Source organism: Nonomuraea sp. NPDC051298 (assembly GCF_055586305.1).
This window is the reverse complement of record NZ_JBVJIM010000003.1, coordinates 13,877-28,129: the sequence shown is the minus strand read 5'-3', so window position 1 is coordinate 28,129 and position 14,253 is coordinate 13,877. Positions and strand designations below refer to the sequence as shown.

15 protein-coding genes are annotated in these 14,253 nt (G+C 69.3%); 8 read left to right on the top strand and 7 right to left on the bottom strand.

The window, feature by feature from the left end; translation table 11 throughout:
* Positions 1-236: 236 nt before the first annotated feature.
* From ACZ6S0_RS10045 to ACZ6S0_RS10035, 3 genes are read left to right on the top strand one after another with little or no spacing between them, the layout of a single operon-like run.
* Positions 237-1,178 (top strand): ATP-binding cassette domain-containing protein, encoded by a 942-nt coding sequence (locus ACZ6S0_RS10045; protein ID WP_465915318.1) that lies wholly within the window; start codon positions 237-239, stop codon positions 1,176-1,178.
* Positions 1,159-1,902 carry an ABC transporter permease gene (locus tag ACZ6S0_RS10040; RefSeq protein ID WP_465915317.1) on the top strand — a complete coding sequence of 248 codons (744 nt, stop codon included), beginning with the start codon at positions 1,159-1,161 and terminating at the stop codon, positions 1,900-1,902. Before ACZ6S0_RS10045 ends, ACZ6S0_RS10040 begins: the two co-directional genes overlap by 20 nt.
* Before the next feature lie 50 nt (positions 1,903-1,952).
* Positions 1,953-2,453, top strand: coding sequence for an NUDIX hydrolase (locus ACZ6S0_RS10035; RefSeq protein WP_465915315.1), 501 nt, complete (start codon positions 1,953-1,955; stop codon positions 2,451-2,453).
* A 5-nt stretch (positions 2,454-2,458) separates the two neighbouring features.
* On the opposite strand, the gene ACZ6S0_RS10030 is transcribed toward ACZ6S0_RS10035, so the two are convergent.
* From ACZ6S0_RS10030 to ACZ6S0_RS10000, 7 genes are all read right to left on the bottom strand, one after another.
* A complete protein-coding gene (locus ACZ6S0_RS10030; RefSeq protein ID WP_465915313.1) occupies positions 2,459-3,142 on the bottom strand; it encodes a flavin reductase family protein in 684 nt (227 codons plus the stop codon).
* A gap of 89 nt (positions 3,143-3,231) precedes the next feature.
* The gene (locus tag ACZ6S0_RS10025; protein ID WP_465915311.1) at positions 3,232-3,864 is read right to left on the bottom strand and encodes a 2'-5' RNA ligase family protein; all 633 of its coding nucleotides are present in this window, start codon (positions 3,862-3,864) and stop codon (positions 3,232-3,234) included.
* Between the two features lie 714 nt (positions 3,865-4,578).
* A complete protein-coding gene (locus ACZ6S0_RS10020; protein WP_465915309.1) occupies positions 4,579-5,427 on the bottom strand; it encodes an NTP transferase domain-containing protein in 849 nt (282 codons plus the stop codon).
* A gap of 122 nt (positions 5,428-5,549) precedes the next feature.
* Positions 5,550-5,879, bottom strand: a complete 330-nt coding sequence (locus ACZ6S0_RS10015) for an Atu4866 domain-containing protein (protein WP_465915307.1) — start codon at positions 5,877-5,879, stop codon at positions 5,550-5,552.
* A 45-nt stretch (positions 5,880-5,924) separates the two neighbouring features.
* Positions 5,925-6,677: an Atu4866 domain-containing protein gene (locus tag ACZ6S0_RS10010; protein ID WP_465915305.1), complete on the bottom strand. Its 753-nt coding sequence runs from the start codon at positions 6,675-6,677 to the stop codon at positions 5,925-5,927.
* A gap of 20 nt (positions 6,678-6,697) precedes the next feature.
* Entirely contained in the window at positions 6,698-8,089 is a 1,392-nt protein-coding gene (locus ACZ6S0_RS10005; protein WP_465915303.1) for an amidohydrolase family protein, read from the bottom strand.
* Positions 8,090-8,290: 201 nt separating this feature from the next.
* On the bottom strand, positions 8,291-9,145 hold the full coding sequence (locus ACZ6S0_RS10000; RefSeq protein WP_465915301.1) for a helix-turn-helix transcriptional regulator: 855 nt from the start codon (positions 9,143-9,145) through the stop codon (positions 8,291-8,293).
* Positions 9,146-9,270: 125 nt separating this feature from the next.
* Between ACZ6S0_RS10000 and ACZ6S0_RS09995 the strand changes: the two genes are divergently transcribed.
* The 5 genes from ACZ6S0_RS09995 (at position 9,271) to ACZ6S0_RS09975 (ending at position 14,246) form a co-directional block, all read left to right on the top strand.
* A complete protein-coding gene (locus ACZ6S0_RS09995; protein ID WP_465915299.1) occupies positions 9,271-10,122 on the top strand; it encodes a helix-turn-helix transcriptional regulator in 852 nt (283 codons plus the stop codon).
* Positions 10,123-10,349: 227 nt separating this feature from the next.
* A complete protein-coding gene (locus ACZ6S0_RS09990; protein ID WP_465915295.1) occupies positions 10,350-11,189 on the top strand; it encodes an SDR family NAD(P)-dependent oxidoreductase in 840 nt (279 codons plus the stop codon).
* Between the two features lie 87 nt (positions 11,190-11,276).
* Complete coding sequence (locus tag ACZ6S0_RS09985) at positions 11,277-12,053, top strand: SDR family oxidoreductase (RefSeq protein ID WP_465915293.1); 777 nt, start codon at positions 11,277-11,279, stop codon at positions 12,051-12,053.
* Positions 12,054-12,139: 86 nt separating this feature from the next.
* Positions 12,140-12,709, top strand: a complete 570-nt coding sequence (locus ACZ6S0_RS09980; RefSeq protein ID WP_465915291.1) for a flavin reductase family protein — start codon at positions 12,140-12,142, stop codon at positions 12,707-12,709.
* A 595-nt stretch (positions 12,710-13,304) separates the two neighbouring features.
* Positions 13,305-14,246, top strand: a complete 942-nt coding sequence (locus ACZ6S0_RS09975) for an SLAC1 family transporter (RefSeq protein ID WP_465915289.1) — start codon at positions 13,305-13,307, stop codon at positions 14,244-14,246.
* Positions 14,247-14,253 lie beyond the last annotated feature (7 nt).

The following is a 14,253-nucleotide window of genomic DNA, read 5'->3' as shown; positions in this document are numbered from 1 at the left end:
GGGATGCTCGCGGAGCCACGCTAGGAAATCTTGGGGACGTAGGAAGAAACCGCAGGTCAGGGCCCGGAAACTGGTCACGCGCGAAGGCCGCCCAGTACGTCGTTTCCCCAGGTCAGAGCGTTTTGTGTACGTAGTGTTCGCGTTTGCCAAACCTCCTTCGGCCTGCCCAAACTGGATCCATCCTCAAAAGCGCCCCCGACCAGGGGTTTCTTCGCCATGCCCGGAGGAGACCGACCATGATCCACACCCGGGGACTGACCCGAGTTTTCACGATGAAGAAGGAGACCGTAACGGCCGTCAAAGGCATCGACCTCGACGTGGAGGCTGGGCAGCTCGTGGCGTTCCTGGGCCCGAACGGCGCGGGCAAGTCCACCAGCCTGCGCATGCTCACCACCCTCCTGCCCCCCACCTCCGGCACCGCCTTGGTCGCCGGTCACGACGTGACCCGCGAGCCGAGGGCCGTACGCGCCCGCATCGGCTACGTCGGCCAGCGCAACAGCGCGGGCGAGGACCAGCTCGTCCGCGACGAGCTGGTCACCCAGGGCCGCTGCTACGGGCTGCACCCGAGAGAGGCCGCCGCCCGCGCCGACGAGCTGCTCGACCTGCTCGATCTCACGTCGCTGGCCAAACGGGTGCCCGGCACGCTGTCAGGCGGCCAGCGCCGCCGCCTCGACATCGCCCTCGGCCTCGTCCACCGCCCCGGCCTGCTCTTCCTCGACGAGCCCTCCACCGGCCTCGACCCCAAGAGCCGCGCCGACGTCTGGCAGCACATCCTGCGGCTGCGCGAGACGTACGGGACGACGTTGTTCCTGACCACCCACTACCTGGAGGAGGCCGACAACATGGCCGAACGGGTGGTGATCATCGACGGTGGCCGCATCATCGCCGACGGCACCGCGGAACAGCTCAAGAACGACCTGGCCGGTGACCACATCACGATCACCACCAGCACCGCGGAGGAGGCCGGGACGGCCGCCGGGATCGGCGGCGGCACCGCCGACGGCACCACCGTCCGCCTGCGGGTCGCCAAGGCCGCCGCCGCGCTGCCCGACTACCTGCGCACCCTCGACGCCGCCGGCATCAAGGTCATCACCGCCGAGACCGTCCGCCCCACACTCGACGACGTGTTCCTCACCCTCACCGGGAGAAGCCTCACCGATGACGACATTCTTGCGTGACACCATCACCATCTTCTCCCGCGAGTTCAGGCCCAGCCTGCGCAACCCGACCGGGTTGATCTTCGACATGGGGCAGCCGCTGCTGTTCCTCTTCCTGTTCGGCTCGCTGCTGGGCGGGGCGGTCGGCTCGTCCTGGCAGTGGTTCGTGCCGGGGATCCTGGTCATGATGTGCCTGACCGGGCCCATGAGCGCGGGCTACACGCTGCTGGTCGAGCTGATCGGGGGCGCGATGGAGCGCCTGATGGTCACCCCGGTCAACCGGACCGCGATGCTGGTCGGCAAGAGCATGAAGGCCATGCTCACCCTGCTCGTACAGGCGGTGCTGATCATCGTGCTGGCCCTGCCGCTCGGCTTCGAGCTGCACGTGGCCGGGGTCCTGGCGGGGCTGGCCCAGCTCGTGCTCTTCAGCGTGGGGCTGGGGGCGTTCTCCTTCGTGCTGGCCATCAAGTCGGCTCCCGGCGGCACCCTGTTCTACGTCGTGAGCCAGTCGATCATGTTCCCGTTGCTGCTGCTGTCGGGGGTGCTGCTCCCGCTGGAGACGGCTCCCGGGTGGCTGCGGGTGCTCGGGCAGATCAACCCGGTCACGTACATCGTGGACGCGCAGCGCGCCCTCTTCTCCGGCGACCTGGGCGACCCCTCGGTCCTGTACGGCACCGCCGCCGCCTGCGTCGTCGCCGCCATCGGCCTCTACCTGGGCAACCGGGCCATGCGTCAGGGCGTCTGACCGGCCCGGCCCCTTTGACACCGGTTTCGTGCGGGCACGACAGTGGCGCCATGACGCATGAAGTGGTGGCGACCAAGACCGTGCCCTGGATCCCGGTGGCGCACCGCCTCGACGTGATCCGCGCCAAGACCCTCCCGCCCGCCGACCGCACCACGTCGGCGTTCGCGTTCGTGTCCGACGAGGCCGGCCGGACGCTGATGACGTACGTCGACCGCGCCGGGCGCGGCTGGGACCTCCCCGGCGGCCACCTGGAGCCGGGTGAGGGGGCGACGGACGCGGCGGCGCGGGAGCTGTACGAGGAGACCGGGCTGCGCCTGCCGTCCACCGCCCTGTCGATCTTCGCCTGGCAGCGCATCGAGCTGCTGGAGCCGCCGCCCGCGGACTACCCGTATCCGGCGTTGACCTACATGGCGATGTTCCGGGCGACGGTGCCGGGGCCCAATGGTCCGGCGCGTCCGCCTGCCGGATCGGAGTGCACTCGCGCGGACTGGCTCTCCCGGCCGGAGATCGAACGCGTCTGCGGCCAACGTACGTGGCTGGTCCTGCTGTAGCTCGCTCAGCGGGTGTGCTGGAGTGCGTGGGCGCGATCGAGGTCGCCGTCGGGCCGGTAGAGCCGCTCCGGGATCCGGGCCAGGGTGGAGGGGTGCGCCTGCGGGCCGAGCCCGTACAGCTTCTGGAAGCTCATGATCAGCGGTCGCCACGCGTCGGGGTCGACGTGGTCGTCCGTGCCCGCCAGGCGCAGCTCCTCGTGCACCCAGACGCGCTGCACGCGTACCTCGAAGGCCAGCACGCCGCCGTCCTCCCCCACGGGATGGCGGCGCTCGACCACGGCCTCCATGGCGACCGGGCACTCGGCCGCCCGCGGCGGCCCCACCGTCTCGGACGGGACCGCGGTGAACCCCGCCCGCCCGAACTTGTCACCGACGTGCCGGTAACCCCGCTGCCGCTTCCGCTCGGGAACGGGATCCGACCCGGTGGTCAACGCCAGCCGGTCGACGTGCGGCGCGAGCGCGTCGGAGGGCAGGTTCAGTACGCATTCGCGGGTCCTGAGCAGGTTCTGGGCCGTCTTGGACCGCGCGCCCAGGCCGAGCACGCACCGCCAGCCCAGCCAGAAGGCCGACGACATGGGGGCCAGGTTGGGCGTCCCGTCCTCGTTCGAGGTGGAGATCAGGACCACGGGGGTGCCGAAGTAGAGGATGTTCGGCTCGATGGGGACGTGCCGGTCGACGGGGATGCTCATGAACGTCCACTGTCGTGCCTGGCCGGCGCGCACGCTGGCGGCCTTCGGACGTCACGCTGCCCGGGGCCGCACCACGTCACCTCGCCGTTTCACGACTCGCCCAGCCGGACCTCCGCCAGCGTGCGCCAGTCCCAGACCGTCTCGGGGCCGTCCTGGTTGACGATGTGGATGCTGTGGATGGTCACCTCGCGCTCGGGAAGCTGCTCGCCCAGCGCCTCGATGATGGGGGCCGCCGGGCCGTCCGCGCTGCTGTAGGCCACCGTGACATGCGGGATCCACACGTCGTGGGCGAGCACTCCGTCGCGCCCGGTCGCCGCCCGCGTGGCGAACTTCACCGCCTCCAGCAGCGGCCGCAACCGCTCGGCCGGCCGCGCCTCCAGCACGATCGCCTCGGGGTGGTAGAGCACGCGCCCCAGCGTCACCGTGATGGGCTCGACCCTCGCGAGCTGCCCCGCCACCTCCTCGGCCATCACGCTCACCTGGTGGTCGGTGGTCTCATGCGAGTAGCCCGCGACGAACATGGTCAGATGGATGAACTCCTGCGGCACCAGATCGAGCCCCGGCAGACCGGCCAGCCGCCCCTGAGCCTCCTGAACGATGTCCCGCGCCTGCGTGTCGTCGCCGAGCAGGACGTGCCAGTAGAGCCGCCCCTGCCCCGGCGGCAGCATCAGCGTGCGCCGCTTCTCCCAGCGGTTCTCCATGCGCGTCGGCAGCGAGCTCACACATCCTCCTTGACGGGGGCGGGCAAAGCCCGAGCGCAGTCGTCCGTCCTGATCTGCTCACGCAGCGTGGTCACGATATCCGAGCCACGGAACCAAGGAGTGGCCAATCGCACATCCATCCTCACCAAGAGTCGGCAACCGCGGACAACCATGGCCCGGACGCCAGAACGTCCATCAGAAACGTCCGGTTTTCCGGTATCGCGTAAGCGGCGCCGGACGCACATCACCGGAAGTGCGAGAACCCACGGCATTATTCGCACCCACCGCCATCACCCACGCGACACTCCCGAAGCAACGCAGCCCACAACCGCATACCCCCTACCAATCCGGATCACCACGCCAGGCGCCTCCAGAGCATCATGATCCATCGGAAATGATCGGGAAAGACCACCCTAGACCGCCACCGCACCCGGTTTCCTGGGTGCCGTACCCGGTGACTCTCGTCAGCGGATGCGGCGCCCCGTCTCGGTGCGGGAGTAGCCGCCGAGCGCCGTCACCTCGGCGCGGAAGTCGGCTCGTTCCAGGAGGGCCCACAGCGGAGCCGGCAGTTCGTCGCAGAGCGCGCCGGTACGCCCAGGCCCACCCCGCCCAGGTACGACCGCAACACCCGCTCGCTCAGCTCATAGGGAACGCCGCTCGCCTCCCGGCCGGCGACATCCACGAGCAACGCCCGTCCGAAGAATCCGCCAGGCACCATGACCCGACCCCACGACCTCAGCCGCCGGCGTCCGCGGGCAGGAAGGCCACGGTGTCCCCCGACACCAGGGGCAGCGCCGCGTCCCTGGTCACCTGATCGCCGTTGAGCGCGGCCACCACGTGGCGGTCGAGCACCAGCCCGACGGCGGCGGCCGCGTCCCCCAGCGTGGCGGCCCGTACGCCGCGCGACCGGTGGCCCGCCCGCCTCGCCGGCACGCCGAAGCACTCCACCACGACCTCCGGCGGCGGTTGCTCCCTGGCCGCCGCGTAGTCCTCCGGGGAGTTGACGTTCACCACGGACTCCAGCGCCGGATCGAGCCGGGCGAGGTCGGCGTCGGCCAGCAGGTCCTCGTCGCCCAACCGGGTCACCTCGCAGTGCTTGAAGACCATGCCCGGCCGCAGGTCGCCCGCCTTCAGCAGGTCGGCGACCAGCCCGGCCAGCGCGGTCCGGTACCCGGCCGCCAGCGGCTGCCGGAACCCCCGCGCCACCGGCAACGCGACGTCCGTCCCCGGGGTCAGCGCCCGGAGCACGCGCCGGACGAAGGCCGGGTGCAGGAACGGCAGGTCGGTGGAGCACACGAACGCCGTCTCGGCCCGATCGGCCACCGCCGCGAGCCCCACGGCCAGCCCCTGCACGGGGCCGAGCCCCTCAACCGGGTCCTCGACCACCGAGACCCCCGAGGGCAGCGGCGGAAGCTCCTGCCCCGGCGCGGCCACCACGACGACCGGACCGTCGACCGCCCTGGTGACGACCGCGGCGGCCCGGTGCAGCAGCGTCGATCCGTGCCACTCCAGCCACGCCTTCGGCCGCCCCATCCGGGTGGAACGCCCACCCGCCAGCACGATGCCCGCAGCGGTAGTCTGCATGTCCGCATGCTAGGCCACGCCGCGGAGCCCGCTCACGCGGGAGCGCGCGGCAGCCCGTCGCGCTCGTCCGTCGCGCTCGCCCGGCTTGCTCGGACGGCAGATCATCGGTGAGTGTGAGGCTGTCACTGCCGGTAGAGCACGAGGTGTTCATGGTAGAGAACGCCGTCTCGGACCTCGCCGGTGGCGGTGAAGCCGATGTCGTCGACGTAGTCGATGTGGTCGCCGGTGACCGTGTAGCGGCCGGTGTAGGCCCGTTTGCGGCCGTCCCTCTCCTCCTCGTAGCGGCCGTTGGGCAGGAGTTCCTGCCGGATGCGGCCGTCGGCGGTGACCCACATGCCCACGTGGGGATGGTCCGCGCTGTTGCCGGTCGGCGCTTTGCCGGGCTCAATGGTCGAGCACGCGGCGGTGAGCATGGTGAACAGGCCGAGCCCGAGGAACACGCTTGTTTTCATGGTCGTGACCTTCCTGGTCGGTGAGCGGAGTGTCCTGAGTGGCCGTCAGTGGCGGGTGAACCGGTAGCCTGCGTGGTGCAGTTCGCCGTCCCGGAATTCCCCATAGGCCCAGAAGCCCAGGTCGTCGAGATAGTCGATGCGGGTTCCGTTGATCCAGTACCGTCCCTGGTAGGCGCTGGGACGGTCGCCGCGAGCCTCGTCGTAGCGGCCATCGGGCAGTAGCCGCTGGCGGACGAAGTCGTTCTCATCCACCCACAGGCCGAGGTAGGAGTGGTCGGCGCCGGCCTCAGGCGGCGCGGCCTCGGAGACGGCCGGGGATTCACCGGCCGGGCGTCCGTCCCACACCGTCACGCGGCCGTCCTGCAGGAGAACGTCCAGATGGCCGCCTCGGGCGATCGCCGGGCCGTCCTGGGCACCCTCGGGGTCGGCGATCCTGATCACCGCGATGTCGGCGCGATCGCCCGGTGTCAGCGTGCCGGTGGCGCCGGCGTCGGCGAAGTCGGCGCGGGAGGGCAGGACGAGACAGCCGGCACAGTCAATGACGATCATCCCGTCGTCCTCAGCGGCGGTGCGCAGGCCAGGGCCGACACCGACGATCGCGGGACCGCCGATCAGGACGTCGGCTTGTTCCCAGTCGCCCAGCATCGTGTTCATGCTGATGACGGTGCCGCCGGTCAGGAGCAGAGGGCGAACGTTGTCATTGGTGATGGCCTTGAGCAGTTCCGGAGTGCGCATGTCGGGATACTTCTCCTTCAGGTGAGAGCCGGATGGGATGCCATGCTCGGTCGCGGCCCGCACGACTCGGCGGAAAGGGGCGTTCAGCGGCCGGCGGCACGCAGGACGCGATCGCGGGACTCGCGCACGTCCTGACGCAGTTCGGCCAGGTCGACGCCGAGAACGGTGCCCGCCCACTTTCGCACTCGGCCCGCGATGAAGACGGCCTGGATGTTGCGCGGGTCGGAGCCGAGAACGAGGGTGCCGATCGGGTCGTTGAGCGGCATGTTGTTGAGGTCCTCAGCTCCGACGATGAGGAAGTCGGCCTGCTTGCCGGGGGTGAGCGAGCCGGTGACGTCGCCGAGCCCGACGGTCTTGGCACCCTGCAGGGTCGCGAAGTCCAGGACATCGGCCACACCGATCCGAACGGGGGCGGCGGCGCTGCCGTAGGCGGCGCTGACAGCGCGCATCCGCTGGATCGCGTGCAAGGCGCGCATCTGCGTGAACATGTCGCTGGCCAGTGCCACTTCAACGTCGATGCTCAGGCCGGGGCGGATACCGGCCGCGAGCGCCTCGTCGATGGCCGGGACCGCGGTCTCCAGGCCGATCTGCGCCTCGGAGGTGGGGGCGAGCGTCACCGTCGTGCCCGAGTCGCCCATGGCCCGCCAGGCATCGGGGGTCAAACCGGTGCTGTGGATGAGTGTCACGTCCGGGCCGAGCAACCCATCGGCCGACCAGCGCAGAATGGCCTGGGAGGAGGGGATGCCGAAGACGGCGTCGACGCTGACGCCGATGCCGAGTTCGCGTGCGACGCGGGCGAGCGCGCGCCCGTAGGCGAGATCGGGGCCGGCGATCTCGTCGGTGGCCAGGGTGGCCAGGCGCAGTGTGAGCAACTGGTCGTCGGAGGCGAAGTACTTGTCCTGCAGCCGGGTCAGGTCGGCCGGCCACTGGCCGTCCCAGTCGCCGAAGTGCGGCCGCATGGAGGCGTGCACACCCCGGATGCCGGTGTCGATCAGGGCCTCGATGGCGCTGTCGGAGTGGGCGGCGGTGCGCGAGTTGTGAGAGAAGTCGAGCATCGTGGTGATGCCGCTGTCGATGGCGGTCAGGGCGGCGAGCTTCGTCCCGATGTACATGTCCTGCGGCTGATAGGCGGGAGCGATGCCGTCGAGGGTGGACATGACGTACTCGCCGAGGTCGTTCACGTCGGGCATGATTCGGCGTAGCTGCGTCTCCCAAGCATGGCGGTGGGTGTCGACAAAGCCGGGGGCCAGGATGGTGCCGGTGGCGTCGATGACGACCGCGCCCACGGCGGCGCCGGCGGTGCGCAGGTCAGGAGCTACCGCGGTGATGGCGCTGCCCTGGATGAGCAGATCGCCCTTGGGCAGGACGCCGAGACCGGGATCCATGGTGACGATCGTGGCACCGGTCAGCAGAAGGCGCCGGTCGCGCTCAGTGTCCTGGCGGCGTAGCTGGTCGAGGGTCATGTCGGCGTTCATGAGGGGCCTTCTCTCCGTCGGTCGGGGTTCCACCGCTGACAGATCCGAGTCTGTTCACGTCGCCGAGGGCGAAGAAGGCCGCTGATTTCCTGGGAGTGCCGCACCCAGGATGGAAGACGCGTTCACCACGAGATCAAGGGCATGCCGGGCCGGCGTCCCCTGACGGCACAGTGTCGTGACGGCGGGCGTGACCTGGAGAAGTTACGCCGACGGGCCGCACTCGCCGAGATCCGGCGCGGCCAGGGTGGCCAGGAGGGCCAGCCCGTCCGCGGACGGCGAGCCGGGCTCGGCCTGGTAGGTGACCAGTCGCTGACCGGGCGCGCCGGCGATCAGGAAGACTTCCCTGCTCAGGTGCAACTCGTCGACCTCAGGGTGGGAGAGTCGGACCGTGCGGCGCACGGTTTCCCCGGACTTCTGCTCGGCCCACAAGTGCCGGAACTGCGGGCTCTTGATGGACAGCTCTCCCACCAACTCGGTCAGGCCGCGCTCGTCTGGCGTCATGAGGGCGATCTTGCGCAGCTCGGCCACGGCTGCGCAGGCCGTCTCACTCCAGTCGCGGAAGAACTCTCGTCCTGCGGGATCGAGGAAGATCATGCGCAGCATGTTGTCATCGTGGGCGAACCGGCTGTGGAGGGCATCGGCGAGCGGGTTGCGCGCCAGCACGTCCTGCGACCAGCCCAGAATATAGGCGGGGACGTCCGTCCAGCCGTGCATGAGCCGTAGCACCTCTGGGGCCACCCGCTCTACGCGCGCCGGGCGCCGGCGGCGAACGGCCGGACGGGCCAGCCTGTACAACTCGGCCACGGCCGGCTCGTCCAGCCTCAGAGCCTGCGCCAGGGTGGCCACGGTCTGCCGCGAAGGGTGTCGCTGCCTGCCCTGCTCCAGGCGCGCGTAGTAGCCGGCGCTGAGCCCGGCCAGCCTGGCGACCTCATCACGGCGTAGCCCGGGCACCTGGCGCCGGCCCAGTGTCTGCGCCCCTGCCTGTTCAGGGCGTGTCAACGCGCGGTGGCGGCGTAGGAACTGCCCCAAGGCGTTGCTCGTGTCGGCACCGTCCATGGCATCGAGGCTAGGCGAGAGCGGCGGCAAAGGGATCGCCACCGCCAGGCCGTACTTTTCCTAGGAAGCCGCTTCAGCGCCTCCATATCATGACGCATCGGGCATCTGTCGCCTAGCCTGGCCAAATGAGCCGAAGCACACCTTTAAGTGAGTTCCTGCGAGCTCGTCGCGAAGCCCTCAAACCGCAGGACGTCGGCCTGCCGGAATATGGGCGGCGCCGGGTAAAGGGGCTGCGCCGTGAGGAAGTGGCGATGCTGGCCGGCATGAGCAGCGACTACTACGTACGGCTCGAACAGGGCCGGGAGACGAGCCCTTCGCCGCAAGTGGTCGAGGCCGTAGCGCGCGCCCTGAGCTTGGATGAGGAGGCCACCGAGCACCTTCGCCGCTTGGTCCAGCCGCCTGCCCGGCGCCGAGCCGCCGCCGATGACCATGTCAGCCCGCAACTGCTCCAGCTCATGGACGGTTGGCCCACCTCGCCGGCGTTCGTGCTGGGCCCCGCCCTGGACATCCTGGCCGCCAACACCATGGCCACCGCCCTGCACGAAGGGTTCGCCGCCACCGGCAACCTGGCCCGTATGGTCTTCACCGACCCCGCGGGGAGGGAGTTCTATCAGGACTGGGAGCGGGCCGCGCACTCCTGCGTGGCCGAGCTGCGGGCCGCCTACGGCCACGACCCGGAGTCCGCGCGCATCAACCGGATCGTCGACGAGCTCAGCTCGGCCAGCCCCGCGTTCGCCGAGCTGTGGGCCCGCCACGAGGTGAAGTCAAAGACGCAGGAGGGCAAGCACCTGCGGCACCCACGCGTGGGCGACCTGCACATCCAGTTCTCCGCCTTCACCGTCAACGGCGCCCCGCACCAGCAGCTCGTCGTCTACCAGGCCCAGCCCGCCTCGGCGACCGCGGCCGCGTTCGAGCAACTGCGCTCCTCAACCGCGCGGACGGCGGCAAGGACGCTGCACGACAACAACGTGACCTGACCGCTCCCCCCACACCGCATCAGAGAGGTGGCCAAGCACGCCCAGCTCGTACCGCCTCCGTTCGAGCCCGGCCTTCACCCGACGTTCCCTTCCTAGGTGTGTTACTCCCAGGAAAGTCCCGGCCTTCATCCCTGCCCGTGAGCTGCACAGACTCGAATCTGTCAGCGGCGGGATCCGACTCCGCCGGAACTCTCGACAAGAGATCCACAAAGGGAAGGGACGACATCATGGCTACCTGGTTCATCACCGGTGCTTCCCGCGGCCTCGGCGCCGAGATCGCCCGAGCCGTACTCAAGGGCGGAGACAACGTGGTCGTCGCCGTCCGCAACCCCGACAGGCTCCCCGGCGACCTGCAGACCTCCGACCAGGTCCACGCCGTCGCCCTGGACGTCACCGACAGCGGTGCCATCCCCGCCGCCGTCCAGGCCGCGACAGACCGTTTCGGCGGCATCGACGTGCTGGTCAACAACGCCGGCCGCGGCCTGCTGGGCGCCCTGGAGGAGATCGGCGACGACGAGGCCCGCTCCCTGTTCGACCTCAACGTGTTCGGCCTGATCAACATGACCCGGGCCGTGCTGCCCGGCATGCGCCGCCAGGGCTCAGGCAAGATCGTCAACATCGGTTCGCGCTCCGGATTCGAAGGCGAGCCGGGAGTCAGCCTGTACAGCGCCTCCAAGTTCGCCGTCGCCGGGATCAGCGAAGCCCTCGCCGCGGAGATGTCGCCGTTCGGCATCCAGTCCATGGTCGTCGAACCGGGCGTGCTGCGTACCGACTTCCTGGACGCCAGCTCGCTGTCGCTGGCGCGCGAGCGGATCGCCGACTATGACGGCACCCCCGCGCACGTCACCCTCGACTGGGTCGACGACGCCAACCACACCCAGCTCGGCGACCCCGTCAAGAGCGCGGCCCTGATCTACGAGGTCACCAGCCAGACCGTCCTGCCCCGGCACCTGTACCTCGGGCCCGACACCCTCGATCGGCTCCAGGTGAAGCTCGAGCAGATCCACCACGACCTGAACGCCTGGCGGGACAAGTCGGCGGCCACCGCGCACGACGACGCCGCCTGACCCGCACATCAACTGTCGGCCATCACACGGTGCTCTGACGACCGTCACCGATCCAAAAGCTCAACCGCCAGAAGAAAGGCACGACTCATGTCTGCTCTGCTCACCGGTACTCCGCTCGCCGGCCGCGTGGCCGTGGTCACGGGCGCCTCCAGCGGCATCGGCGCCGCCACCGCGCAGCGCCTGGCCCAACTCGGTGCCAAGGTCGTCGTCATGGCCCGGCGCAAGGACAAGCTCGACACCCTCGTTGACAGCATTCAAGCCGCCGGCGGGGTCGCCATGGCGGTGCCCGTCGATGTCACCGACCGCGAAGCCGTCCAGGCCGCCGCCGATCAGGTCGCCGAGCAGTTCGGGCGAGCGGACCTCGTCTTCAACAACGCCGGGGTCCAACTGATCTCCGCCATCGATGAGCTGCGACTCGACGACTGGCAGCGCCAGATCGACCTGAACATCACTGGCGTGATGAACGTCATCGGCGCCTTCCTGCCACATCTGAGCGCTGCCGCCGAGGCGGGCAAGCCGGCCGACCTGATCACCACCTCCTCCATCGCCGCCACCCGGATCCTGGAGAAGTTCTCGATCTACTCCGGCACCAAGGCTTACATCAGCCACCTCACCAGGCTGCTGCGGGTGGAGCTCGGCCGGAAGAACGTCCGCGTGGCCACCATCGAGCCCGGCATGGTCGACACCGAACTGCCCGACCACGTCACCGACCCCGATGCCACCAAGCTCATGGCCGACCTGATCGACCAGATCGACGTCCTGCAGTCCAGTGACATCGCCGAGACCGTGGCCTTCATGGCCGCCGTCCCCCGCCACGTCAACCTCACCGAGATCACCATCCTGCCCACCGCCCAGGCCGTCTAGCCCAAGCGGCAGCCCTGGGAAGGGAGGCCGATGGCTGAGCACCGACCAGCCATCGGCCCCCGCTCACGCGCGATGAAAGGCCCGAGATGAGCCCCACAGGTTTCTCCGAATACCCGCTGGACCTCGTGCATCGGCTGATCGAGCCCGGGCCGGTCATCATGGTGTCCACCTTCGACGGCGAGCGCGCCAACCTGATGACCAACGGTTTCAACATGCCGATCGCGCATGGTGCGCTCATCGGGCTGATCCTTGGCCCGTGGGATCACAGCTACGACGCGTTGCGCACCACCGGCGAGTGCGTCATCGCCATCCCCTCCATCGACCTGGCCGAACAGGTGACCGACGTCGGCAACATCTCCGGCCGCGACGTCGACAAATGGGGGAAGTTCGGCTTCACTCCCGCACCTGCGGCTGTCGTCCGGGCGCCTCTCGTCCAGGAGTGCTTCGCCAACATCGAGTGCACCGTGGCCGATGACAGGCTCGTCGACGACTACAACCTGTGGATTCTCCGCGGCGAGCGCGCCTGGTTCGATGCCGGCAAACGAGGAGCGGGTGAGTTCCATCATCGCGGCAACGGCACCTTCTCCGGCAACGCCGACACCCTCGACCTGCGAAACCGCATGACCAAATGGCAATACCTGACGCGCGACCAGTAGTCTCCGCCGCATACTGACCAGCCATTTCGCAGAGCGATCCGGCGCAATTCCAGATCTTCGGGCTGAGGGCAGTCGCTTGCGAGACAGGATCCGCAGCTCAGATCTGCGGTTGCTCATCCAGGAGGAGTGGTTCCCACAACAGGGTCAAGACGACCTCTCCGAACTCCCTCTCGCGGACGCGTCGCCGACAAGGACGGTTTCCGGCGGCCAAACAGAGTAAAGCGGAGGTCCGCTCCCGCCGCGATACCCGACCCCATCGCCCAAGCCCAGGGTGCCGTCACGCGAGAAGCCACTCGTCAGGTGACGATGCCCTGGGCGGCGCGACTTCCAGGTACTGGGCCGCTGTGCGGCCAGGTGACGCATGGTCTTTCCACGGCCAGATGACGGCCTGATCTCGTCCCACCTGGATCACGCAGGTGACATGGGCCTGGGTTTTCGGGGTAGGTCGAACTGTCTGGCAGGATCCTACGACGTCGCTCACACAACCACAGTCAGCGTCGGCGAATTCGCAGAGGGCACGCGGCCGCCAGTATTCGCGGTGGAGGGCTCGATGGACACGCGGACAGCTCAGCCCCAGGTTGGGATCACCTCGAACATGTTTGGAATCTCCTACGGGTTGGCCGGTCTGGCCACCTGCTGGGGGTACGCGGCCATGCTGAGGCTGGCGCCCGCGCTGGTGGCCGACATCCTGTTCGTCATCACCGCCGTCGTGTGGCTGGTGCTCATCGTCGGCTACGCGTCGCAGGTCCCGCAACGGCCCGGCGGCTGGCGCGGCGAACTGGCCGATCCGGTGCTGGCGCCGTTCGTGTCGCTGATCCCGATCGTCGGGATGCTCCTGACGACCGGTCTGATGCCCCACGCCCCTACCGTCGGCCGGTGGCTGTTCGCGCTCTTCGCCGCCGCCACCGTCATCCTGGCCGGGTGGATCACCGGCCAATGGATCGTCGAAGGGCTCGACCTGGACCGGCTGCACTCCGGCTACGTCCTGCCCGCCGTCGCCGGCGGACTCATCGCCTCCATCGGCGCCGCCCGCGCCGGCTGGACCGCCATCGCCCACGCGTTCATGGGCATCGGCCTCGTGTCGTGGCTGCTCATCGGCTCCGTCATCCTGGCCCGGCTGCTGTTCCGCCCCCGCCTGCCCGCGCCGCTGATGCCCACCCTGGCCATCGAGATCGCGCCGCCCGCTCTCGCCGGCCTCGCCTACCTGGCCATCACCCACGACAAGGTCGACGCCCTGGCCCTGGTGTTCGGCGGCTTCACCGTGCTCGCCGCCATCGTCCAGCTCCGGCTGATCCCTGTGTACCGCCGGCTGGCGTTCAGCCCCGCGTTCTGGTCGTTCGCGTTCCCGTACGCCGCCGTCGCCATCTTCGCCCTGCACTGGATCCACTACGGAAAACCCGTCGGGCACACGGTGTGGGCCTGGTGCGTGCTGATCGCGATCACGGCCTTCATCGCCGCGCTCGCCGTCAAGACGGCGACCGCCCTCGCCCACCACAGATTCCTGCCCCAACTCCAGAACCCGCAAGCACCGCGGTAAACGGCAT